Genomic DNA, 23,436 nt, shown 5'->3' with positions numbered 1-23,436 from the left:
ATGAAAATGAGAGAGGATAAAAATAATAAAGCTTCTCAAAACCAAAATCCAAATCAAAAGGAAAATGGTCAATTACAAAAGAAACCTTGGTTTTGGCCAGTAGTTTACACAGGTGGTGCACTGGTTCTAGCAGGATTGTTATTTGGTTACAATAGTCTCGTATCAAAAGTAGAAGAGGCGCCGTTACCAGATTTAGCTGAAGTAGATCCAGGTCCTGTAGTGGAAACAAATGCACTTACGGAAAACATGAAGTATCCATTCAAAGAAGAGAGTTTTAGTAAAGTACAAGTTTTACAAGAATTTTACGAGTTAGAGGCAAATGAAGAGTCTCGCGAAAATGCACTAATGGTATTTAATCAAACATTTACTACTTCTTCTGGTATCTCTATTGCTATGAATGGTGAAGAATTTGAAGTACTAGCTGCTATGAGTGGTAAAGTACTAGAGGTAAAACTAGACGCATTTACGGGTAATAAGATTGTGATTGAGCATCCAAATGGTATGCAAACACATTATAGCTCTGTAAAGGATATCGCTGTGAAAGAAGGCGATGAGGTTACACAAGGTCAGACATTAGGAAAAGCGACTGACAACGAGTGGAATCAAGCGGCTGGCGTCCACATGCATTTCGAAGTTCTTGAAAACGGAAAATATATTAATCCGAAAAAATTACTAGCTTTTTAAGACAAAAAGCTAGTAACGCATAAAAAATCAGCATTTTATCAGGAAAATGCAAAACGTGTTCTGAATAGCTTTGTCCTTACATAAGGTGAAGAAATGCGCAAATGTGCATCTGATTGCCAAAGCATTTTGTGAAATTGTGTGGAAAGGACGAAGAACGTGCATGAGCACATTCGGAAGCGCTGCATACGCCTCGGTGAATTACTGATTGAGACGCGTGAGACTGTGCGTGTCCTCGCGAAAATGACTGGTTATTCAAAAAGTACGGTGCACAAGGATTTAACAGAGCGATTGCCAACAATTCATGAAGGATTAGCTGACCAAGTGAAAGAAATACTCGCCTACCATAAGGCCGTACGTCATATTCGCGGAGGAGAAGCAACGAAAAACAAGTGGAAAGAAAGAGCGAGTCAAGAATGATTCGTTCTTTTTTGCTGTTTGGACAAGCTTAATAGGCAATTTATAAGGAATAGTAAAACTATATTATAGCCGTTCACAACCTAAAAAGAAAACAGTCTTATTCACTAAATTTAGGTGAAATTACCAATAGTATATGATAAAATATTCTAGATAAAGAGATAAAATGAACGTTATGTAGTTGGAACTGGCGGGAAGGAGAAATTATAGAATGTTTTCGAAAGATATTGGCATTGACTTAGGAACTGCGAACGTATTAATCCACGTTAAAGGTAAAGGAATCGTCCTAAATGAACCATCTGTGGTGGCGATTGATAAAAAGACAAACAAAGTATTAGCGGTAGGGGAAGAAGCTCGCCAAATGGTAGGGAGAACGCCAGGTAATATCACAGCAATTCGCCCACTAAGAGATGGAGTCATTGCAGATTTTGATGTGACAGAGGCGATGTTAAGACATTTCATCAATAAGCTAAACGTTAAAGGATTTTTGGCAAAGCCGCGAATTTTAATTTGCTGTCCAACGAACATTACAAGTGTTGAGCAAAAAGCAATTCGTGAAGCAGCAGAAAAATCTGGCGGTAAAAAAGTATATTTAGAGGAAGAACCAAAAGTAGCTGCAATCGGTGCAGGTATGGATATCTTCCAACCAAGCGGCAATATGGTAGTCGACATCGGTGGCGGGACTACAGATATAGCAGTCCTATCAATGGGTGATATTGTAACAAGTGAATCCATTAAAGTAGCAGGAGATGTGTTTGATAACGATATTTTGCAATATATTAAAAAAGAATATAAATTGCTAATTGGTGAACGTACTGCAGAAGCAATCAAGATAACAATCGGTACTGTTTTCAAAGGTAGCCGTGATGATACGATGGATATTCGTGGTCGTGACATGGTAACAGGCTTACCACGTACCATTTCAATTCATTCTGAGGAAATCGAACGTGCTTTACATGAATCAGTAGCAATGATTGTCCAATCAGCAAAAAATGTTTTAGAAAAAACACCACCTGAGCTATCAGCTGATATTATTGATCGTGGAGTGATTATTACTGGTGGCGGTGCATTATTACACGGAATGGATCAGCTATTAACAGAAGAGTTAAAGGTACCTGTCTTTATTGCAGAGCGACCTATGGACTGTGTGGCTATTGGAACAGGTATAATGCTAGAAAATATTGATCGAGTGCCAGCTTCCTTATAAAAATAAATTGAGGTGATTTCTTTGTTTAAAGGGTTTTATACAGTTGCAACAGGTATGATCACGCAACAAAGAAGAACAGAATTATTAACTAATAATTTATCCAATGCGAATACACCAGGATTTAAGGCAGACCAATCCACAATCCGCTCGTTTCCAGACATGTTGATGTCTAGCATTGGAAAAACAAATGCTCCTGCCAATCAACAAGCAGGCGCCGAATATATGAGTCAAGTAGGAGCTTTAAATACAGGGACATATTTACAAGAAACATTGCCAAATTACATACAGGGCCAAATCTATAGCACTGACTTTACAACGGATATGGCGTTGATTGATGGGAACTTACCACAAAATGAAGATGGTGTGTCGGGCTCAATTTTCTTCCGATTAGAACATCCAGCTGGTGGCGAGGCCTATACACGTAATGGTAATTTTACATTAGATGGTCAAGGCTATTTAGTAAATGGTCAAGGTTTATACGTACTTAATGATGTGGGACAGCGTATCCAGCTACCAAATGACGATTTTCGCCTTGCTGAAAATGGAGCCATTTTTGTAAATAATCAGCAAGTAGCACGGGTTGGCGTATCATATGCTGCTAATCCGAACATGCTACTTAAACAGGATAATGGCCTTATTCGTACAGAAAATGGCGAAAACTTACCAACAGCTTATGGAGCAAATGGTGTTTCCTTTACACTTCGTCAAAACTTTTTAGAAGGTTCGAACGTAGATTCTGGTCGCACAATGACAGATTTAATGACAGCCTATCGAGCATTTGAAGCCAATCAAAAAGTATTACAGGCTTATGATCGCAGTATGGAGAAAGCTGTTAACGAAATCGGGAAAATCTAATGAGCGAACAGGAGGCGTTTTATAATGCTACGTACAATGATTACGGCAACGAACACAATGGGTCAATTACAAAATAAAATGGATACGATTAGTAATAATATTGCTAATAGCAATACAACAGGATTTAAAGCAAAGGAAGCATCCTTCAATGAATTACTTTATCAGCAATTCAATAATGATAAGCAGGATCGTGCTGAGCGTCAAACACCTGTTGGTATTCGCTATGGAGCGGGAGCAATGCTTGGACAAATCAAGTCCAATGAAAAGCAAGGTTCATTACAAACAACTAATCGAGATTTAGACTTAGCTTTTACAAAAGCTAAACAATATTTCAATATTTTAATGCCAAATGGTGAAAATGGTACCGAAACAGTGTATACTCGACAAGGTGACTTTTATTTATCTCCGTTAAACAACGGAACAGTGATGTTAGTAACAGCTGATGGTTATCCTGTAGCCGATGCGGCAGGACAAGCCATTACTTTACCAGATACTGTTCAAAAGTTTGCCGTTCGAGATGGTGGTGTATTAGAGGCATCTTATCCAAATGGCGATATTATTCGTACGGATTTAGCTGTAACAGAATTCCAAAAGCCACAGTTAATGGAGCATATAGCTGGTTCTTATATAGGATTGCCAGACAACCTAGCTGAACTTGGCTTTACACAGGCAGAGGTTCTAACAGAGCTAGTTGGTGCCAACCGTCAGCAAATTGGAATGCAAAGTGGTACATTAGAAATGTCCAATGTAAACCTCTCAAAGGAAATGACAGAACTAATAGAAACACAACGTTCTTATCAATTTAATGCAAGAGCGGTTACATTAGCAGATCAAATGCTCGGACTAATTAACGGCATTCGATAAAAAGTCATCCAAAACACTAGTAAGGAATGAAGAGGAGTACAATCTATGACAAACGATTCACGTCGACGTTCTGTGCCGACACAAGAAACCGATACGCAACCAGAAAAGAAAGAACGCCGCTCAAACGATGAGCAACGCGAAGTTCGATGGGTGCAAATCCGACTGATTCCGATTTGGCTACGCATTGTAATTGTTCTCATCTTAGTCGTTGTTGCCGCAGCAGTAGGCGCAATGTTTGGCTTCAGTGTTATTGGAGAAGGCAATGCTATGGATATTTTCAAAAGAGAAACATGGCAACATATATTTGATATTATGAATGGTAAAGAATAAATTTTATTCTTTACCTTACTTTGTGTATACATACTAATTTTGAGGGGGAAATGACATGTTAACAGCAGAACAAATTCAAGCTATTTTACCGCATCGCTATCCTTTTTTATTCGTAGATCGCATTGTTGAATTAGAAGAAGGGAAACGAGCAGTAGGGTTAAAAAATGTTTCGATTAACGAAGACTTTTTTAATGGGCACTTCCCAGGTTATCCTGTGATGCCGGGTGTATTAATTGTAGAAGCATTAGCACAAGTTGGTGGAGTTGCTTTATTAAATGCAGAAGAATTTAAGGGGCGATTAGCATTTCTAACAGGCGTAGATAATTGTCGTTTCAAACGCCAAGTAGTACCTGGCGACCAGCTTAAACTAGAAGTAGAATTCGTAAAACTTCGTGGTGCGATGGGTAAAGGACATGGTATCGCAACAGTTGATGGAGAACTGGTATGTGAAGCCGATATTTTATTTGCGATTGGACCAGAGCAGCCTAAACAAGCTTAATTTGCATTTGTAGACCAAAAGATATAAAATAGATAAAGTCAAGTCTAAAATTGATTAGTAGGTTCTTAAATTGCGATGGCGATAGTAAAGCGATTGTAAATTAAAATAGATATATGTAATTTTTAGGTTTTACAAACGTAGGAGGATTATTAAGATGTATAAGGAATTGTCTTCAGGTATTAAAATTAGCATTACTCGTTCGATTTCGACATCTTTTGAAACATACTTAGCAAGTATCGGTTGGGATGAAGAGCGCTTTTCCATGGAAGACTTCATTGCAAGCTGGCAAACCTATTTTCAGGAGAATGCCGCATGGATCGAAAAAATCCCTGCTGATACATTGATGAGTGCACAGTTTCATGAAGAGATGGCACAAAAAATCGATGAGGTTATTGCCAAAATTTTAAATGAAGAACCAACAGAGCAGCAAATTGAAACAATCGAAGCATTGCAAAAGGAGCTAGGCACAAACTATAGCTATGACTGCAAAGCAGAGGCAGCATACATTGAACAAGTATTAAAAGAAAAACAAAAATAGTTTGTACAAAAATCGGATAGTTCCCTCCTTTCTCGGGCAATCTATGATGGATCACAAATACACACGATGTATTTGATGACATAGACCTAAGAAAGGAGGTTTTTTACTATGTGGAAAATGTCATTTTTAGCCATTATCCTTGCAACTGTATTCCTTGGAGGATGTAACTGGGGAAATAATGCAGTAGAAGATCACCCTGTAAGAGACGTCGAAAATGACGTTCGTCGTGGTGTAGACGATGTTGAGGATGCATTAACTCCAAATGATCGCGACGACAATGCATACGATCGTAATAATGTGAATGGAAATGGTGTTGATCGAGGTACTGTCAATGATAATACAACATTGCCAGAAGCAACAACACCAGGGTCAAACGCCGATATCAACAGCACAAACGGCTTTGATAACACACCAAATGCAAATGGAGTAAACGGTGTTGAACGTAATGACAACATAAACAGCAACAATAATAATGATGTTGTCGACGATAAAGTCAACGACACTGAAAAGTATCGTGACGGCATGAACAACCGATAATATAAAAAAGAGTGTTTCCTTAACGGAAAACACTCTTTTTTCGTTTACTTTAGGTGAGTAGAGCGGAGTCGGAGTGAATACCCGCGGAAGGAGAGTGAATACCCGCGGAAGGAGAGCGAATCCCCGCGGAAGAAGGAGGAATACCCGCGAAGAGAAGTGAACACCCGCGGAAGGAGAGTGAATACCCGCGGAAGGAGAGCAAATACCCGCGGAAGGAGAGTGAATACCCGCGGAAGGAGAGTGAATACCCGCGGAAGGAGAGTGAATACCCGCGGAAGGAGAGTGAATACCCGCGGAAGGAGCGAATCCCCGCGGAAGAAGGAGGAATATCCGCGAAGAGAAGTGAATCCCCGCGGAAGGAGAGCAAATCCCCGCGGAAGGAGAGTGAATCCCCGCGGAAGGAGAGTGAATACCCGCGAAGAGAAGTGAACACCCGCTGAAGAAGGGTGAATCCCCGCGGAAGAAGAGTGAATACCCGCGGAAGGAGAGTGAATCCCCGCGGAAGGAGAGTGAATCCCCGCGGAAGAGAAGTGAATCCCCGCGGAAGGAGAGCGAATACCCGCGGGAGTAGAGTGAATACCCGCGGAAGCAGGAGGAATACCCGCGGAAGGAGAGTGAATACCCGCGGAAGGAGAGCGAATCCCCGCGGAAGGAGAGCGAATCCCCGCGGAAGAGAAGTGAATACCCGCGGAAGGAGAGTGAATACCCGCGAAGAGAAGTGAACACCCGCGGAAGAAGGGCGAATACCCTCGGAAGGAGAGTGAATACCCGCGGAAGCAGAACGAATACCCGCGGAAGGAGAGCGAATCCCCGCGGAAGGAGAGCGAATCCCCGCGGAAGGAGAGTGAATCCCCGCGGAAGGAGAGCGAATACCCGCGGGAGTAGAGTGAATACCCGCGGAAGCAGGAGGAATACCCGCGGAAGGAGAGCAAATACCCGCGGAAGGAGCGAATCCCCGCGGAAGGAGAATGAATACCCGCGGAAGGAGAATGAATACCCGCGGAAGGAGAGTGAATACTCGCGGAAGGAGAGCGAATACCCGCGGAAGGAGAGTGAATACCCGCGAAGAGAAGTGAACACCCGCTGAAGAAGGGTGAACCCCCGCGGAAGGAGAGTGAATCCCCGCGAAGAGAAGTGAACACCCGCGGAAGGAGAGTGAATACCCTCGGAAGGAGAGTGAATACCCGCGGAAGGAGAGTGAATACCCGCGGAAGGAGCGAATACCCGCGGAAGAAAGGGGAATACCCTCGGAAGGAGAGTGAATACTCGCTGAAGAAGTGAATACCCGCGGGAGAGGAGTGAATACCCTGAAAGCAGAAAAAGTTCCCTGAGCAGAACCCTTAAAATCAATAAAACCTTTCCATATGATCCAATAAATTTTCAGGTAAATGATAAACTCGATTTCTATAGGTACCTGTATAAGGAAACTGAAATTTCCGAAGTAATCGTGTGGCTGTATCACTAGAATGAATACCGAAAAATGTCCTTAACTGTTGGTTTGTAATGTTATGACTAACTAATAAACGATAATCTAATAAGGCTTCAGCGAAAATTTTTATACTACTATAATGACAATATGAACATTTCCATGTACCACGCTGGAAAGACATCGCATGTTGATAGGAACAGTTTGGACACAAAACACCGTGTCGAATTCGTGATGGGGCAATTGATGTTTGCATTCTGGGAGCTGTTTGCTTGGAAAGAAGCATCTGAACCAATTGAGTCAATTGATCCTCAGTTATTATTTTTTGAGGGTATTTTTTGAAAAGCAACTGAAGATGTTTATGAAGACCTGATACATGAAAAATAGGTAAAGCATTAGATGGGTTGATAATGATTGCTGAAGGATTTGCTATAACAACGGCACCTTCAATAGGGAGGGGGTAATTTGCAATTAGACTTTTCAAAAATCGAATATGACGCTCAGTTTGAGTAAGTGCATTCGGAAAGCCTTCAACTGTTCCATCTACCTTTGTACGTGTGCATTGATGTGTGAGTTGATCAAATTCAAGACGGCCATGAATGTTTTTGATCTCTAAAACGAACAAAAATTGAGGGCAAATAAAGAGTGTATCTAGCTGATGAACATGCTCAGCAGCATTCATAAAATGTAAATTATGTAATACATAAAAGTTATTTGGACATATTAATTCATATCATTCACGATCAACTTTTTGCTCACCAGCAAAACCTGCATCTAACCGTCGATATTGCTCTTGAAAATAATGAAATTCAACATCATCCTTTAAAAGACGCCTCATTAAAGCTTCAAGCCATAATAACTTTAAAGGTTTTTCTCTTCTTGCAATAATCACAATAGATTCCTCCTTTTTTAAATTGTATTTTACATAATAACAATCACTTGTCCAATAAAAAACGATACGAATTTTCGCATCGTTAGTCATTTTTTAATTTTGGTCGCTGCTTCATATCTTTCGTAAAACGTTCAAGTAAATTTTCTAGGGAAACACCTTCAGCAAGGAGCTCTGAAAGCAATTGTTCAGCATATTTAGAGCGTTTAATTTTGAGAGTACCTTTTAACAGGACAGAAACATGATCACCGATTTCTTGAACAGTATGTACAATTACCTGGAAAGGAGCGGGTTCATTATCTGGGAATGAAATAACCGCGCGTACATTGAAGACAGTATTATTCGCTAAAAGCTCATCAAAGGTTGAGCGATATTGTTTAGCTAGATACAATTCAAGTATCCAAGATTGATGGCTGTTCTCCTGATTAATAATGATGCCATCGACTAAAGGGAATGGTTGCACGCCATCTTTCGTGACAAGGTCAAAGGAAAGCATTTTAAATGTTTTCATTATGTATATTCCTCCTAAGTCTGTCATTCTTTTAGTATAACACATGAAGTAACGGTTGTTTGTTATGCGCACCTGTTACGTTTTTTTTAAAACTGCGAAATTGTCGATTTCATGAAATAGCATTTGCCATTACAGTCTAAAGCATTCGGCTAGAAAATTAATAAAAATTACCAAAAATAAAAATGCTAATTTACCCAATTTATGCTTTAAAACTTATGGAAATTAACAATTTTAAATTTTGTCATAACTAGGATCGTTTTGTAAGATAAGAGCAATCAAAAGCAAAGGAGGTGAATACATGAATCAAGTCGGATTGGTTGGAAGGTTTACGAAAGATCCAGTGTTACGTTACTTATCAGGAGATCGAGTACAGACTCACTTTTCACTCGCCATTAATCGCAACTTTAAAAACAGTCGTGGAGAAGTAGATGCCGACTTTATTTTCTGTACAGCTTGGGGAAGGCTTGCAGAGCATATCGTCAAATATTGCGGTAAAGGCTCATTAATTGGTGCAAACGGCCGAATTCAAACAAGGTCTTTTGTTAATGAAGAAAGCACTAAGATTTTTATGACAGAGGTAGTGGTAGAAGATGTTCGATTTTATCATCTTAAACAAAGGGATAGTGACGAAACAACTCTTATACCGCCACAACCACCGAATGGACAGGAAAACTTAAAAGACTTTGTATTACCATAGCAAGTTTAGCTTTACATACGGGGCAAGAGAAAAAATCATTACCTGAGTCCGCCATTCTCCTTATATCCTTGCACCGTAGCAACAGAAAGGAATGATGTCTACACAAATTATTAAAGCGTTGCTGAAGACCGCACAGCAATGGGGTTTCAATACAACTAAATAAGAGTTATGAAGTAAGTAGGGAAAAGAAGTAACAAGATTCACTAAAAGAGCGCCAAGAACAATTTTGCTCTTGGCGCATCTAATTAGTATATATCTAGTGTTATTAAATCACGAAGTTCTTGGTCTTCCAATTCTGTTAACCACTGGCTTGATTGAATAAGTTCTTCGGATAATGCAGATTTCTGCACAAGCATTTTGTCTATTTTTTCTTCAATTGTGCCGATTGTTACAAATTTATGGACTTGCACAAATTGTGTTTGCCCAATGCGATAAGCACGGTCTGTCGCTTGATTTTCGACAGCTGGATTCCACCAACGATCAGCATGTAATACATGGCTAGCTGCTGTTAAATTTAGTCCGGTACCACCAGCTTTTAAAGAGAGAATAAATATAGGGAAATCTCCTGCCTGAAAAGCCTCCACTAAGCGGTCACGCTGCTGCTTAGGCATGGCACCGGTTAAAAACGGTGCGTCAACATTGATTAATTCACTTAAGCAATGCTGTAGCAATTGTCCCATTCCGATATATTGTGTAAAGATGAGACATTGCTCCCCATTGTCCACAATTTCAGCTGCCATTTGTACAATGCGTTCTAGCTTGGTTGAACGTGCAAGCATTGTTTCGGCATCCTCGAAAGGTTCCTTTAAATATAAGGCAGGATGATTACATAGTTGCTTTAATTTACTAAGCATCTTTAAGACGCGTCCCTTTTTCTGAAAGCCTGTTAACTGCTCTAGCTGATCAAGCGTCTCTAAAATATAGCCTTCATAGAGAGAAGCTTGCTCAGCGGTTAATGGGCAATACTCGTTTGTTTCTAGCTTATCTGGTAAGTTCAGCTGTAAATGTGGATCGCGTTTTGTACGTCGTAATAAGAATGGCTGAATTTTAGCTCGTAGCTTTTGCTTATGAGATTCAGATTCATCTCGTTCAATAGGCAAAATAAATTCCTCATTGAAGCGACCAAAGCTACCTAAATAACCCTTATGAATAAAGTCAAATATAGCCCATAGCTCAGATAAACGGTTTTCTACAGGTGTTCCAGTTAAAGCAATGTGATGGTCTCCGAGTAACTTACGAATGGCTTTTGATTGTAATGTCTGCATATTTTTTATATTTTGAGCTTCATCGAGTACAACCGTTGCCCAATCAATATTTTGTAAAAACTCAGTATCCTGTGACACCGTACCATAGGTTGATAAAATAACATGTGGCTTTTCTATTGCCACTAACTGTGTAAAATCTTCATCCTTTGCTCGATTGGTCTGATAATGCGTATGCACATTTAGGGAAGGTGCAAATCGGGCGAGCTCTTTTTGCCAGTTACCGAGCACGGATGTTGGACAAATAATAATGGACGGCTTTTTGTAATCATCTGCTTCCTCATAAATATGAAGTAAGTAGGTAATTAATTGGACCGTTTTACCAAGACCCATATCATCTGCTAGACACGCCCCAAAACCTTGTTGGCGCATAAAGACTAACCATTCAAAGCCCTCTAGTTGATAGGGGCGTAATTCGGTTTGTAAAGAAGATGGAATCGGTACAGCGGGCAAACCTTTCTTCTCCAAAAGCTGTTCCATATACGCTTTTAATGATTGTTGTATTTCCAAGGCGAAGATAGGATCGTCTCTCATGGCATCATCAGCATCTTCCTCTTCAAGAGGTGTAGACAAGTCCTCTGGCAATTCTCTAAATAACAATTCTCGTACAGTCCAACTTTCATCTTCTGCCTGCTGCATTAATGCACGCATTTCTTGCATCCAATGGGCGTCAACTCGGAACCATTCAGTACCAATGCGAATAAATTCACGTTTCTCATCTACTAGCTTTTTAAATTGCTCAGCAGAAATTGTTTGACCGTTCATAGAGAATTGCCATTTAAATGTTAAAATATCATCTAATCCAGCCACTTTTTTCGTTGAGACATTGCTAGTTGCTACACGGACACGTATTTTGGATTGCTTTAAGTCCTTTAACCAGGCTGGTAGGACAACATCGAAACCAAGTGCCTGTAATCTAGCGAGGTCTTCGCGTAAAAATAATCGCACTTCTGGATCTTCTAGGGTCACCCGTATAAAAGTATCACTGCTGATATCATCGTTAGAAAGTAAATCTGCTATTTGCTGTTGTTGCTGCTGAATTTCAGTTGCAAACATTCGCCATTTTGCAGGAAGTGCATCCTCTATAGGTAAGAATTGCTTACGAATAGCAGGGGTCCAGTAGTTTTTGGTTGTTGCAGTGCTTAGGACTGTTTCTAATAACCAAACATCGGAATCCTCCTCGGGTTCACTTAAGCGTAATGAAATGGATATTCCTCCAGCTTGACGCGTCTGATCTAATGGCCAGCCACCACGCAAGAAAAAGGGTAGTAGCTTTGGTAAATCAGCTATTATTAACCCAACTTGAGCCAGCTTTTGCTGGACGGCTGTTTCTAATAAAGCTGTATCTATGTCCTCAATAGGAAAGGTTAGTGAAGAAAAATCTTCTGCAATGACAGCGTATGACCAAAGTGATGGCTCATGCCAGTATTCCTGTAAAGCCAATACCTTCTCTAGCCAAGCTTGACTTTCTTCATTTGCACCTAGCCAACTGATAAAGGGATGCTGGAAGCTTGATGAAAAAATATCAAGTAACTCAGCAGTAGAAACTTCAATCGTAAAATCAGCTCGATTTGTTAATAAACCATAGATATTTGCTTCATAAGTAAAGAATAGCGAAGAAATTAATGTATCTACGTCGATTGTTGAACCATTTGCAGTAAAACCCTGCAACGTAAAATATCCTTCCCGAGCTACATCAATACGGAGCTGTTGTGTTTTGGAAAAAGGGGAAGGAGCATTTGTTGTCATCATACTAAGTTTCCTTTCTCAATTTCTTCTTGTAACGCACGTAGTCGTTTATATTCTGCACGAATCGTTTGCATGTATGTTTCAAAATAAGCCGTTTTGCCAGCTCGTTTTGCAGCACTACGCATACTTTTCCAAATACGCACAGCCTGCTTATAATTCATGCGAGATTTCTGTCCAATTTCGGCCATTGCATAGACATGATATAAAGGTAAAACAGTAGCAGGTTCAATTTGTAATACATCCTTTAATCCACACATTTCTAAATAGGATAGGGACGAAGGATTTAATTGATGGAGAGCAGCCCACTCGCGATAACGACCTTTTTTTATTAGAAAGTTTGAGAACGGCTGAAGCCCATATACACCAAAGGCACTGTATAGCGTTGCTTCTTCTTCGTCAGTCAGCTGAATATCATCGAACAAAAGTTGAAACTGCCTTACGTACTGTGCTCGCTGAACAACAGGTACGACATCCTGTAGAAACGTTCCTGTCAATGGGAGCATTGCTCGCAAAATGACTGCTAATGAATTAGATTCGCCCGCACGTTGAGCAAAAGTAGCCAGTTCAAATAAATCCTGCATTTGCGGTAAAGAAATTTGTGCCAAACTTTCGAGTAGTAACTCCTCTTTTTGTAAAAGCACATAAAATAATAGCCTTAATGATTGCAAAGAGATTTCAGCAGACGGGTTTTCAAGATTATTTAAATAATCTAATTCCTGTTCACGTCGAGGCTTCTCATAAAAAAGCACTGCCCAAAGCAGCATGTATAGACGAAGTCGATTGGCGAACAGCCCTTGTCGTTCTAATAAAAATTCTCTTATGAGCAATTGAATGCCATCATAAAATGGGTCCGTCGCAAAAAGTCGAGATCGATTCGTGAGCTCTGTGAGGATGCTCTCAAATGATTGGGTACTTTGCTCGATAAAGTACTTCATATAAGGTGTATCTAACGAATGTCCAGGTGTTTCATTTAAATGTCGCCATATTGTATTAAAAATGGCCAACTCCATAAAGAGCTTATAAAGGGGCTGCCATTCACGCTCAAAGGGCATATGTCGACGAAGACGCTCTAATGCATCTGTTCTAACCGCAGAGAGACCGTAGCCTTCTAATACTCTGCCAGGTGGTAATAAGCGCTTCATTACCTCATCTACCATTGTAGCCCAGCTTTGAGGGCTACGTTCATCAGCTAAAGATTTTAACTGAACAGATTTTTGAGCGCGCCAAGCACCCGACCAATTTTGAACGGAATCAAAGTATTGGTAGAGAGCGAGTAGTGCACCAACCTGATGTCGGCACCATTTGGTTTGTGGACAGCTACAATATAGCTCTTCTTTGGAAAAATCAATTTCAACAGAAGCGGGTCTGACATCCTGAACACTTGCATATAATATAGAACTTGCTCCATTAAAACGTTCAAAAACAATGGATTTATTTCTTACAGAAAAGACAGCACGACGCACTAGTTCTTCATCTTCAGTAGAGGAAGGATGTAACGCTTGTTCAGCTTCTTTTAATTTAGTCAGCACAAATGCTTGATGTTCCTTAGCTAATTGCGAGATCGACAATGCCATAACCTCACTCCTTTCATCATGTATAGCTATGTTTAACATTGTGAGTTGTAAAAAAGGAAAAAAAGACTGTCCTTCCATTATACGATTAAAATGCAGTAATGATAAGCTGAATGATCAGAAAGAAAAAAAGGAAAGAAAGATAGTTAACAAGGCTTTTGATTTATGTTAAAATCTGAATAATCAGATAACTAGGGAGGGATGAAGGATGATGCAAGTTCAATACATGAAGCCGTTTTATACAAAAATTACTGGAGACAAATTACGTCTCGTATTTGCTTATCAATATTTCTCTATTTTAAAAGAGAATGAGATTTTCCATTTCATTCCCATAGAAGGTAAAGAGATGATTATCAACATGAAGACACAGCAAATTGAAAATTTATCTGAGGTATTTGTGTTCCAAAAAGGGAATCGTTTTATCCGATTACCACTTTATCAACTACTGCTCATTACCAATGTTCATGAACATCTAGCACCAATTCTTGAAAGCGCTACGCCGAAGCAACAGATCCCAATGGTGTCTACAGTAACGGTTGGCGAGATTGATCAGCTTATCGCAGAGCTAGAGGAGAAAAATTACGATCATTTAATCGATCAAGCATTATTAGAAAACGATAAAGCACTCTTTTTCGAACTTCTACAGCAAAAGAACCATCAACTTGGAGGGTTCAAAATTGAATAGATGGAACCGCCAGTAAGCACCTACTTTTCATAAATGAGAAGCAGGTGCTTTTATTTCTCATTATATAATTGCGCTCTGACTAGCGGAGTGTTGAATCTATGGATGTACAACTATAAATTGTAAAAAATAATTAAAATATTAGAAACAATTACCAAATAATTGATTAATAGTATAAAGGATAAACCGATATAAATGACAATAAGGTGGTGATATCATGCTTGGGAAGTGGTCAGCTACAGGGATGTCGATCCTCAATAATATGAATCGGCATTATGGAGCGATGAGTAAGGCGATGCTACGTATTTCTTCAGGCTATCGAATTAATAGTGCGGCGGATGATCCAGCAGGATTGGCGATTTCTGAGAAGATGCGAGCTCAAATTCGGGGCTTGAATATGGCAGCTAAAAATATACAGGATGGCATTTCTCTTGTGCAGACGGCAGAGGGGGCATTGAATGAAACTCATGCGATGATTCAGCGGATGCGCGAGCTAGCAGTGGAGGCGGCAAATGATACGCTAACGGATGAGGATCGTCAACAGCTAGATTTGGAATTTCAAGAATTAAAGAAGGAAATTCAGCGTATTTCTAAGGATACAGAGTTTAATACGAAGACATTACTGAATGGAGATCATGAAAAAGATGGTATTAAAATTCAGGCAGGGGCTAATGCTGGGCAGCATATTGAATTATTTATCAATGGAATGGGGTCTGAAGCACTTGGCTTGAAGGACGTTTCGATTGCTACTCGTGAGGAAGCGGATCAAGCTATTTCTTCCATGGATGATGCTTTAAAGCGCGTTTCCACTGAACGATCTCGTTTAGGTGCTTACCAAAACCGTTTGGAGCATGCCTACAATGCTAATGTTAACACCGCAGAGAATTTACAAGCAGCCGAGTCCCGGATTCGGGATGCAGATATTGCGAAAGAGATGATGAATATGGTTAAGGCCCAGATTTTAATGCAGGCAAGTCAATATGTTTTGGCCATGCATATGCAACAAGCACAATCCATTTTAAAATTATTAGAAGTCGGAAAAAAATGATGAATTTCAATTACTTTTGAAATTCATCATTTTTTAATGTTTATTTTGCAAAAGCTTCGAGTGCTAATTTAGCGGTTGCTGTTGCTTCAGTTTGTAAAGGTAGAACGGCCTGACGCATGTTTTCTTGAACCGTTGTATAAGATTCAAGGATTGAGACAGCTTGTTCAAATAATGTTACACCATTCCAATTATCTACTTCAACATGTCCAACAACGGGTTGGCCGACAATGTCAGCAAATGCATCGATTTTTGGATCGTATGAAATCGCAATAAAAGGTGTCGCGTAAATGGCAGAGAAAATTAAGGAATGGAGACGCATACCAATTAGTAATTGAGATTGTCCAATCACGGCAATTTTCTCCTCAATCGATAATTCAGCAGGAGCAGTTATACTCGTTTCTTTCATCAGCCCTGCTACTTCCTGTGAAGTTACAAAATCATGCTCACCATGCATCGGTAAGAAGACAATTTGCTCACCTTGACGCGCTAACTCGTCTAGGCTGTGAGCAATTTTTTCTTTGTACGCTACTGTTGATGGCCAGTCACGAACACTGACAGCGATATAGCTTTTAGGTGCTAAGGCAACTTTTTCTAGCCAGTCACAATGAAAGTCACTACCGTTAAGCCCCATAACAGGATCAGGTACAATCGTTGTCTCTTTGCGCACACCAATCTCAGTTAAAAGAGCTTGAGAGGCTTTATCTCTTACTGTAATTTGCTCGACCTTATTAAACACTTTTCGCACAATGAATTTACTTAGTGGATGATTGATCGGCCCCATACCTTGGGCGTAAACAAATACTGGCTTCTTCAACCATTTAGCGATTTGAATAACGCCTGCATAGTAAGGAATGGTTTTCATTCCTGTCTGATCCTGCATAAGACTACCGCCGCCGCTAATAAGTCCATCCGCCGTTTTCAGCAGTTGGCGAATTTCTTTCATCTTCCAACGATTAACGGCTTTGACACCGTATGTTTGCTCAGTAGCTGCTGGGTTATTCGATAATACTGTGATCTCAATATCACTCTGCCATTTCTTTAAAGATTGGATAATGGACAGCAGAATAGCATCATCACCGACATTATCAAATCCATAATAGCCAGATAAAACAACGTGCATTATGACCACCTCGCGATTGCCTTAGAAACCCAACGATAACCAATTTTAAAGATAAAGATAAATACTAATCCAATTACAAAGCCAAGAGATACGCTGTATAAAGTACGTAATACTGAAACAGCTACAGGAATGTGTAAGTGTGTAAAAGTATTCACAATAGATAAGAATCCAATGACACCTGGTACAAGTAGGATGCTACCCCATTTGCGGTTGATGCCCATTACATATAACGCTAATACAAAGAATGGGAAACCAATTAAGAATTCCTTCGTTCTTGGTCGTACGTATAATGTATTTTCTAACCATTGTCTAAACGCTAATTCTAAATCACTAACTGAGCCAGAGTTACCCGTTCTGCTAATGTAAAATAATCCGATACCAGCCACCACAATTAGTAGTAGCACATGCCAATATTTTAATTCTTTATTTAACAATGTTACGGTATTAGATAACGATTTTTTAATGTTTTGATCAGCTAATCGGTTGATCTCAATTAATGTAAATAGTAAGACGCCCATAATTGGAATCAGATAAACGAGCTTCACGCCTTTGAACGTAGCAAAGCCTGTCATAAAGGCATTACCATTTAATAAACCAATAACAATGACAATCCCGATAAGGCTAATAGCTACTGCCTTCAAGTATTGCACAAGTATTTTAGACATTTTCGTAGAACCTTGTGCCGATTTAATCACGGCATAGGTAGGTGCTAGGACTGCAATAATAAGTGCAAATGCTTGTAAGAATAGGGTACTTTTCAGAATAAAGTATGCAATAGCAAGAACCGCCATAAATCCAGCTGCCGCTATACGTAGAGGCATCCATTTAACTAATTCTGAAACGATAAAGGTAAATAAAATACCTGCTAATAATACAGCTGCTGTTACCCATGCTGGTACAGCTACCTTATCAAACAGCTTTGGCTCGCCAGGTTGGAAATGATCTGGCATGGCGTCATGAACACCATTTAAGTAGTCAATTGTTTCTTCTACATTTTCTTTGGCATTGCCAGATGTTTTAATATGATAGAAAATCGAGCGAATATTACGCTCTTTGACAGCTCGTGTTGTGCGGTCAATACTTGCATTTAACTTTAATTTTGTCTCTTTGTTGACGTTGATACTGTGCAAACGAATCATATCATAATCGGTCATTTGAGCGATTTTACTCTCGCCTTTAAGTGGGTTACTTTCAATTGTATAGAAGTAATAGCCAGCATCACTTAATTTTTCAACTAATTGATTGCCTTTTTCTTGTCCAGAGCCAATTGCTTCGTCACCTTGGCCAAGCAAGCGGCCAGCAGAAGCTTCCTTTAAAGCTAGTAATTGATCGACTAACTTTTTGTTAGCAACTTCATTATCTGCATTTTCAACTTTAAAGATATGAGCTAGTCCATGCTTACTAATCATGTCAATAGCGGGCTGATCGTAGCCGATTGGTGTTTTTAAATCAAAGTTATGGTTCGAAGTTGGAAGGAAATAAAAAGCTTCATCTCCGATTTGCACTTCTTCTGGTTCCATGCTATCCATGATAAGCCTTCGGTAGCTTTCATTGTCAGGCACTCGAATATAGTAGCCACTCTTTGCAATATCAACAGCATCTTTATAAGGTGTAAACAATAATTGTGCTGCTAATTCGTTTTCTTCATAAATTGTAATTAAATTTTGTTTTTCCATTTCCTTTAATGTTAAAGGCTCTAGACTTACTGTATTAAGTCCAGCCTTCTTTAAAGAGGAAAGAATCTCATCCATTGTTAAATCGCTATTTTTATCTGCGGTTTGTATTTCATCATAAGGAATGACAATTTCATAAGCATCATTTGATTGCTCAGCATTCCACCTCATCATAATACCTGTAGAGGAAACGACGAGTAAAAGAACAATGATTCCCCAAAGCCATTTCTGTTTCGACATAAGTGTCCTACCTCTCTTATTTATGAAAATCTTTTTCCGATAACAGGGATTTTCTTTAAATCTTGTTTATGAATAGCTTTCATTAGCCATAGTAGCAGGAAGTAAAGAACTCCTCCAACGATAATGGCAACTGTTAAATAACCCATTGCCGCCATTCTTGACCACTGTGTAAAATTAAGCCAAAGTGTTGGTAATCCAACTGCTGCCCCCATAACAATCGAAGCCACAATCATTTTCACCGTATTTTTTCCAAGGACAGTGAAGCGAATCGTACGATAAATAAAGACAGAATTCACAATAAATAACACAAAATACACAAGCAAAGTTGCATAGGCAGCGCCATCTAAGCCGAATGCTTGAATAAAGAAGATGTTAGAAAATATCTTCAGCACAACACCGCTCAAAATAATGAGGGCGCCTGCCTTGGCAGCATTCATTCCCTGTAAAATACCCGTTCCTAGCAATGTCAGGGAAGTAAAGACAGAGCTTAGGTTAATGATCGCTAACATTAAGCCTCCCTCTAAGTCTTTGAAAAGTGCTAGATTTAAAGGCAAGGTTAAGGCTAGCAGTCCTATCGCAGCTGGCCATGAAATAAGATGTGTCATACGATGTGTTTGTTCAATAATGCCACGAGTTTCATCCAATTTACGCTCTGCAAGCTTTGTTGTAATAAGTGGCACCAATGGCAAGATAATGGAAGAAGCAAAAACAGTCGTAATTTGAACTAATGTCAGTCCTCGTCCATAAATCCCGTACAGGTAGCTAATTTCACTCGCATCTGCTCCAGCATTTCTCAATCCATATGTGACCGTAAAAGAATCAACAAAGTTAAAGAGTGCCATTGTAACAGAACCAATCGCAATCGGAATCGAGATTTTTAAAATCGTTTTACTATATGTGGAGAAATCCTTACCTGAATATTTCTCCTTGCTCGTCACTTTTACCGAAGAACGGAAATATTTAAAGAGTAAATAGAAAAGTGAACCGAGTGCACCAAGAACAGAGCCGGCCATAATGCCACCTGCGACAATGTCATTTGAATAATCCATCGCAACTAGGAAATACGCAACAATTAAAATTAACGCAACCCGTACTAACTGCTCAATCACCTGAGAGATGGCAGTAGGTCGCATATCTCCGAAGCCTTGGAAAAATCCTCGATAGACAGCCATATAGGGAGCAACAAGTAATGTCAGGGCAACAATGATTAGCGCAATCTCTGTTGAAGGGCCACCGAGTGCATTCGCTATTTGCTCTGAAAAGCTATAAATGATTGTAAAACTAATGACGCCAAAGGATAGTGCAAGGATTCTTGCCGTCACATATATTTTCTTAATTTTGGCAGTATCTTCACTCGTTCTAGCTTCCGCAATCAGCTTAGAAATAGCGATCGGGATACCCGCAACGGATAGATACAGTGCCACCATATAGACAGGATAGACAAGACTGAAAATACCAAGTACTTCATCACCCGCAATATTTTGAAGCGGTATACGGAAAATACTGCCGATTACTTTCGAAAGTAATGTTGCAATGGTTAAGATGAGTGTACTTTTAACAAATGTTGACTGACTCATTTTGTTTTGCCCTGACCTTTAAGCTTTAATGCGAAAACCTTTAAAGCAAAGCGAGGAAGCACAAGCATTCTACCAAAACGGCTTGGCTGGCGCAGCAGTCGATAGAGCCATTCAAGGTTAAGCTTTTGCCAAATAACGGGCGCACGCTTTACAGTTCCTGCAATAACATCAAAGGAGCCGCCTACGCCAATAAATACGCCCTTTGAAAACTTCTCAAGATTTTCCGTAATCCATTTTTCCTGTCTTGGTACACCTAACGCTACAAACACAAGATCGGGCTGTAGTGTAGCAATTTCATTGGCAAAATCATTGTTATTCCAATCAAAGTAGCCATCATGATAGCCAACAACATCCACATTCGGATAGTTTTTATTAATATTGGCAACGGTCTTTTCAATTGTTTCTTTTTGTGCACCTAATAAATAAATTTTAAAACGCTTTTGCTGACCAACTTCCAGCAGTCGTACCATCGTATCATAGCCTGTTACACGTTCAGGAAGTGAATCTCCCAGTATTTGTGCAGCTTTCACGACACCGATGCCATCCGCACAAATATAAGTTGCCTGCTGTAAATAACTCATCACAGTAGGGTTCTCATTTGCCTGCATGACAACTTCTGGATTGGCTGTCACAACGAAAGTTTTTTCTTGCTGTTCAATACGATTAACGAGTAAATCTACAAACCCTTGCTGACCAATATGTAAAAAGGGTACGCCCATAATCGTTACATGCCTCATATAGTGTTCAAACCTTTCTGTAATTCCTTTTTCACTGCAATCTATCATACCATAAAAGCAATATTGACAGGAAATTTTCGTGAAGGGTTTAACGGTGATGAATGGGGGTATATCAAGGACAAATGAATGGAAGGCGAAAAGAATGTCAATAGTCATAGAGGGAAAGAACCTAGTGCTTAAAATAAAATTTCGTTATCAAGATATGCCTAAATTCCCACTAAATTTTAGGAGAAAAATTTAATATCCATTCCCTAAAATTTCGAGTTTCTTCTATTATATAGTGGTAAAAACGTTGAACGAAAAAATAGCTTAAAAAGAGTGCGAAACCATATCGCACTCTTCACAATCGAATTATTTTTTTACAATATAATCGCCATGCACCCAGCCTGTTTTTCCGTTGTAGATAACCTGATACCAGGCATCCTTTTTAATGAATTCACCCTTATCATCGACAGCACCGATAATAAAGCCATTCGGTTTAACTGTCCCTAAAATTGTACTTGTAGTAGATGGCTCACTTCTAACATTGAGGGTAATAGTCATGTTGACAATTTGTAGACCATTTTCAAGGCTTACATAATCATCAAAGACCCAGCCCTCTTGGCCGTTAACATTTACTTTCAACCAACCACCATTTTCGCCAAGTACCTTGAAGGATGTATCCTGTGGCAAATTCGTAATAATTGAAGCATTATCCGTCGTAGTCGGGTACGTTCTCATATTGAGATTGATCGTTGCCTTTCCAGTAGCCCCAGCTAAGCCTGGATCTAGCGCATATTGCTTCGATGGGCTCGGTAAGGATGGAGCAGAAGACTGACTTTGATAAGCTGGCACATCAAACACTAAATTGGTAGTCGTATGAGCTCCAATTAATTCGTAGATATCGTATATTTTCTTCGCCTGAATCACTGCCCACATTACATGTGTTGCATACTGATGCACTGTTGGATTATCTGGATTCCAGCGCATTTTATAGAGCGTATCCTGGCCCTTACTAATATACTGATCCTTTACAAATTGTGCACCACCAATAATGGCATCTTCAACAGTAAACCAGCCATTTGTATAGGCACGCTCAGCACCATATTTATTCGCATCAGCATCAATAGCGCCAATACCGTAAGCATTATATGTTTTCTTGATTTCCGTTAATTTATCACGATTTTCAGCTGTCACCATCATCGGTTTACCATTTGTATCTAAACCAACCTCAACGCCTTTGATTAGTGTAGAGCCACCATTCGCTGTTTCATGAAGGGCATGGGATACCAAATAAATGGCATTGATATTGTTATCAACACCCGCCTGAATAAAGGCTTCAGCTGTCCCCGCTAAGCTTCCTTTATTCGCAAGTACCTTGTCATTCAATTCCTTTGCATTCAGGTTGTTCACTACAGTAGATAATTTTAAAAATTGATAATATGATGGGCTATCCTGCATAAAACTTTTTGGGTGTACATAGTATGACACTAGTGCCTCGCTAGCCGTGAAAATACCAGCACCATCGACCTTTGGATTATTCTTTGCCTGCTTACTGACAACCGTTGAATAATCGTGTGAGTAGTTCGTCGTAGTGTACTGCTTACCACCTGTTTCAGGTGCTTCTAGATGGATTAAACGATAGAGCACGGTAGCTGCCTCTGCACGAGTTGTTTGGGCAAGAGGTGCAAATTGGTTATTAGGCTTCCCGACAAGTAGTCCTGTTGTTACGACAGCTTGTACATCTGCATAGGCCCATTTGGCAATACGAGCATTATCACTAAACGTAATAGGGGAGGAAGATGTGGTGATGTTTTGATAAGTGAGAGCTCTTTTTAACATAGCCGCCATTTCCTGACGATTAATATGAGCGTTCGGGTTAAATTTGCCTTGCTCATCACCTTTAATCAGACCGTGATAGCTTGCTTGCTCGATGACTCCGTAATACCAGTCACCTTTCTTCACATCTGAGAAGGTTCCTTGACTAGAAGCCGCTGGTAAGTTAAGTGTTCGAACTAGAAAAGCGGCAAATTCAGCTCGAGTCACAGCATCATTCGGACGATAATTGCCGAATTCATCACCTTTCATTAAATCGTGGGTAATTAGATAGTTCATTTCATTGTAGGCCCAGTGCTTAGAAATATCTTCTGCTGAAGCGGAAGTAGGTGCAAGATATAACATACCTGCAAGCACTGCCCCGTATAGAGGAAATTTACGTTTCATTTTTTTAGCTCCCTTCAATAGCTGATGATGTTCTATCAAACTATTAAAAGTGTAGCATAAAAAAAGGAAATCTATCATTACAACATAAGGACAGATAGCTTGATCGCATAAATAATAGAAGAAA

The 23,436-nt window shown here is 39.7% G+C and carries 22 protein-coding genes; 12 read left to right on the top strand and 10 right to left on the bottom strand.

The window, feature by feature from the left end; genetic code table 11:
• The first annotated feature begins 6 nt into the window (after positions 1-6).
• The 9 genes from SJW71_RS21285 to SJW71_RS21245 all read left to right on the top strand — a co-directional run bounded on the left by SJW71_RS21285 (position 7) and on the right by SJW71_RS21245 (position 5,928).
• Positions 7-684: a M23 family metallopeptidase gene (locus SJW71_RS21285; protein WP_274795568.1), complete on the top strand. Its 678-nt coding sequence runs from the start codon at positions 7-9 to the stop codon at positions 682-684.
• Between the two features lie 156 nt (positions 685-840).
• On the top strand, positions 841-1,101 hold the full coding sequence (locus SJW71_RS21280; protein ID WP_004269485.1) for a sporulation transcriptional regulator SpoIIID: 261 nt from the start codon (positions 841-843) through the stop codon (positions 1,099-1,101).
• A gap of 208 nt (positions 1,102-1,309) precedes the next feature.
• A complete protein-coding gene (locus SJW71_RS21275) occupies positions 1,310-2,305 on the top strand; it encodes a rod shape-determining protein (protein ID WP_274795569.1) in 996 nt (331 codons plus the stop codon).
• 21 nt (positions 2,306-2,326) lie between these two features.
• Entirely contained in the window at positions 2,327-3,160 is an 834-nt protein-coding gene (locus SJW71_RS21270) for a flagellar hook-basal body protein (RefSeq protein ID WP_431811517.1), read from the top strand.
• 24 nt (positions 3,161-3,184) lie between these two features.
• Entirely contained in the window at positions 3,185-4,024 is an 840-nt protein-coding gene (locus tag SJW71_RS21265; RefSeq protein WP_431811516.1) for a flagellar hook-basal body protein, read from the top strand.
• Positions 4,025-4,069: 45 nt separating this feature from the next.
• Entirely contained in the window at positions 4,070-4,354 is a 285-nt protein-coding gene (locus SJW71_RS21260; protein WP_274795572.1) for a DNA-directed RNA polymerase subunit beta, read from the top strand.
• A gap of 55 nt (positions 4,355-4,409) precedes the next feature.
• Positions 4,410-4,853 carry a 3-hydroxyacyl-ACP dehydratase FabZ gene (gene fabZ, locus SJW71_RS21255; RefSeq protein WP_274795574.1) on the top strand — a complete coding sequence of 148 codons (444 nt, stop codon included), beginning with the start codon at positions 4,410-4,412 and terminating at the stop codon, positions 4,851-4,853.
• A gap of 154 nt (positions 4,854-5,007) precedes the next feature.
• A complete protein-coding gene (locus SJW71_RS21250) occupies positions 5,008-5,391 on the top strand; it encodes a hypothetical protein (RefSeq protein WP_274795575.1) in 384 nt (127 codons plus the stop codon).
• A 108-nt stretch (positions 5,392-5,499) separates the two neighbouring features.
• Positions 5,500-5,928: a hypothetical protein gene (locus SJW71_RS21245; RefSeq protein WP_274795576.1), complete on the top strand. Its 429-nt coding sequence runs from the start codon at positions 5,500-5,502 to the stop codon at positions 5,926-5,928.
• A 1,346-nt stretch (positions 5,929-7,274) separates the two neighbouring features.
• On the opposite strand, the gene SJW71_RS21240 is transcribed toward SJW71_RS21245, so the two are convergent.
• The 3 genes from SJW71_RS21240 to SJW71_RS21230 all read right to left on the bottom strand — a co-directional run bounded on the left by SJW71_RS21240 (position 7,275) and on the right by SJW71_RS21230 (position 8,754).
• Positions 7,275-8,036, bottom strand: coding sequence for a nuclease-related domain-containing protein (locus SJW71_RS21240; RefSeq protein ID WP_431811515.1), 762 nt, complete (start codon positions 8,034-8,036; stop codon positions 7,275-7,277).
• A 51-nt stretch (positions 8,037-8,087) separates the two neighbouring features.
• Positions 8,088-8,246 (bottom strand): hypothetical protein, encoded by a 159-nt coding sequence (locus SJW71_RS21235; RefSeq protein WP_431811514.1) that lies wholly within the window; start codon positions 8,244-8,246, stop codon positions 8,088-8,090.
• 82 nt (positions 8,247-8,328) lie between these two features.
• The gene (locus SJW71_RS21230; protein ID WP_431811513.1) at positions 8,329-8,754 is read right to left on the bottom strand and encodes a YwpF family protein; all 426 of its coding nucleotides are present in this window, start codon (positions 8,752-8,754) and stop codon (positions 8,329-8,331) included.
• Positions 8,755-9,052: 298 nt separating this feature from the next.
• On the opposite strand from SJW71_RS21230, the gene SJW71_RS21225 reads away from it, so the two are divergent.
• On the top strand, positions 9,053-9,451 hold the full coding sequence (locus tag SJW71_RS21225; protein ID WP_431811512.1) for a single-stranded DNA-binding protein: 399 nt from the start codon (positions 9,053-9,055) through the stop codon (positions 9,449-9,451).
• Between the two features lie 245 nt (positions 9,452-9,696).
• On the opposite strand, the gene SJW71_RS21220 is transcribed toward SJW71_RS21225, so the two are convergent.
• Both SJW71_RS21220 and SJW71_RS21215 read right to left on the bottom strand, forming a co-directional pair.
• Positions 9,697-12,465, bottom strand: coding sequence for a DEAD/DEAH box helicase (locus SJW71_RS21220; protein ID WP_431811511.1), 2,769 nt, complete (start codon positions 12,463-12,465; stop codon positions 9,697-9,699).
• Positions 12,462-14,036: a hypothetical protein gene (locus SJW71_RS21215; RefSeq protein ID WP_322611265.1), complete on the bottom strand. Its 1,575-nt coding sequence runs from the start codon at positions 14,034-14,036 to the stop codon at positions 12,462-12,464. Before SJW71_RS21215 ends, SJW71_RS21220 begins: the two co-directional genes overlap by 4 nt.
• A 205-nt stretch (positions 14,037-14,241) precedes the next feature.
• Between SJW71_RS21215 and SJW71_RS21210 the strand changes: the two genes are divergently transcribed.
• On the top strand, positions 14,242-14,718 hold the full coding sequence (locus SJW71_RS21210; protein WP_274795582.1) for a transcriptional regulator: 477 nt from the start codon (positions 14,242-14,244) through the stop codon (positions 14,716-14,718).
• A gap of 214 nt (positions 14,719-14,932) precedes the next feature.
• Positions 14,933-15,763: a flagellin gene (locus tag SJW71_RS21205; protein WP_431811510.1), complete on the top strand. Its 831-nt coding sequence runs from the start codon at positions 14,933-14,935 to the stop codon at positions 15,761-15,763.
• Between the two features lie 40 nt (positions 15,764-15,803).
• Here SJW71_RS21205 and csaB read toward each other — a convergent pair whose 3' ends face one another.
• The 5 genes from csaB to SJW71_RS21180 all read right to left on the bottom strand — a co-directional run bounded on the left by csaB (position 15,804) and on the right by SJW71_RS21180 (position 23,312).
• Positions 15,804-16,883 (bottom strand): polysaccharide pyruvyl transferase CsaB, encoded by a 1,080-nt coding sequence (gene csaB, locus SJW71_RS21200; protein ID WP_431811509.1) that lies wholly within the window; start codon positions 16,881-16,883, stop codon positions 15,804-15,806.
• Positions 16,883-18,796 carry a DUF5693 family protein gene (locus SJW71_RS21195; protein WP_431811508.1) on the bottom strand — a complete coding sequence of 638 codons (1,914 nt, stop codon included), beginning with the start codon at positions 18,794-18,796 and terminating at the stop codon, positions 16,883-16,885. The genes csaB and SJW71_RS21195 overlap by 1 nt, the downstream gene beginning before the upstream one ends.
• A 20-nt stretch (positions 18,797-18,816) precedes the next feature.
• Positions 18,817-20,373, bottom strand: coding sequence for a putative polysaccharide biosynthesis protein (locus SJW71_RS21190; protein ID WP_431811507.1), 1,557 nt, complete (start codon positions 20,371-20,373; stop codon positions 18,817-18,819).
• Positions 20,370-21,092, bottom strand: coding sequence for a WecB/TagA/CpsF family glycosyltransferase (locus SJW71_RS21185; RefSeq protein WP_274797264.1), 723 nt, complete (start codon positions 21,090-21,092; stop codon positions 20,370-20,372). The genes SJW71_RS21190 and SJW71_RS21185 overlap by 4 nt, the downstream gene beginning before the upstream one ends.
• A gap of 369 nt (positions 21,093-21,461) precedes the next feature.
• Positions 21,462-23,312, bottom strand: a complete 1,851-nt coding sequence (locus tag SJW71_RS21180) for an S-layer homology domain-containing protein (protein WP_431811506.1) — start codon at positions 23,310-23,312, stop codon at positions 21,462-21,464.
• Positions 23,313-23,436: the final 124 nt, after the last annotated feature.

The organism is Lysinibacillus sp. FW12, from assembly GCF_050817245.1.
Classification (GTDB): Bacteria; Bacillota; Bacilli; order Bacillales_A; family Planococcaceae; genus Lysinibacillus; species Lysinibacillus irui.
The sequence above is the reverse complement of the archived record's forward strand: the minus strand, read 5'-3'. Positions and strand labels throughout refer to the sequence as shown.

Coding starts and splice junctions, on each gene's coding strand:
- csaB (WP_431811509.1), bottom strand. CDS start 16,883: ATGCACGTTGTTTTATCTGGCTATTATGGATTTGATAATGTCGGTGAT.
- SJW71_RS21220 (WP_431811511.1), bottom strand. CDS start 12,465: ATGATGACAACAAATGCTCCTTCCCCTTTTTCCAAAACACAACAGCTC.
- SJW71_RS21190 (WP_431811507.1), bottom strand. CDS start 20,373: ATGAGTCAGTCAACATTTGTTAAAAGTACACTCATCTTAACCATTGCA.
- SJW71_RS21240 (WP_431811515.1), bottom strand. CDS start 8,036: ATGAATGCTGCTGAGCATGTTCATCAGCTAGATACACTCTTTATTTGC.
- SJW71_RS21210 (WP_274795582.1), top strand. CDS start 14,242: ATGATGCAAGTTCAATACATGAAGCCGTTTTATACAAAAATTACTGGA.
- fabZ (WP_274795574.1), top strand. CDS start 4,410: ATGTTAACAGCAGAACAAATTCAAGCTATTTTACCGCATCGCTATCCT.
- SJW71_RS21205 (WP_431811510.1), top strand. CDS start 14,933: ATGCTTGGGAAGTGGTCAGCTACAGGGATGTCGATCCTCAATAATATG.
- SJW71_RS21225 (WP_431811512.1), top strand. CDS start 9,053: ATGAATCAAGTCGGATTGGTTGGAAGGTTTACGAAAGATCCAGTGTTA.
- SJW71_RS21185 (WP_274797264.1), bottom strand. CDS start 21,092: ATGGGCGTACCCTTTTTACATATTGGTCAGCAAGGGTTTGTAGATTTA.
- SJW71_RS21195 (WP_431811508.1), bottom strand. CDS start 18,796: ATGTCGAAACAGAAATGGCTTTGGGGAATCATTGTTCTTTTACTCGTC.
- SJW71_RS21215 (WP_322611265.1), bottom strand. CDS start 14,036: ATGGCATTGTCGATCTCGCAATTAGCTAAGGAACATCAAGCATTTGTG.
- SJW71_RS21230 (WP_431811513.1), bottom strand. CDS start 8,754: ATGAAAACATTTAAAATGCTTTCCTTTGACCTTGTCACGAAAGATGGC.
- SJW71_RS21285 (WP_274795568.1), top strand. CDS start 7: ATGAGAGAGGATAAAAATAATAAAGCTTCTCAAAACCAAAATCCAAAT.
- SJW71_RS21180 (WP_431811506.1), bottom strand. CDS start 23,312: ATGAAACGTAAATTTCCTCTATACGGGGCAGTGCTTGCAGGTATGTTA.
- SJW71_RS21275 (WP_274795569.1), top strand. CDS start 1,310: ATGTTTTCGAAAGATATTGGCATTGACTTAGGAACTGCGAACGTATTA.
- SJW71_RS21265 (WP_431811516.1), top strand. CDS start 3,185: ATGCTACGTACAATGATTACGGCAACGAACACAATGGGTCAATTACAA.
- SJW71_RS21260 (WP_274795572.1), top strand. CDS start 4,070: ATGACAAACGATTCACGTCGACGTTCTGTGCCGACACAAGAAACCGAT.
- SJW71_RS21245 (WP_274795576.1), top strand. CDS start 5,500: ATGTGGAAAATGTCATTTTTAGCCATTATCCTTGCAACTGTATTCCTT.
- SJW71_RS21250 (WP_274795575.1), top strand. CDS start 5,008: ATGTATAAGGAATTGTCTTCAGGTATTAAAATTAGCATTACTCGTTCG.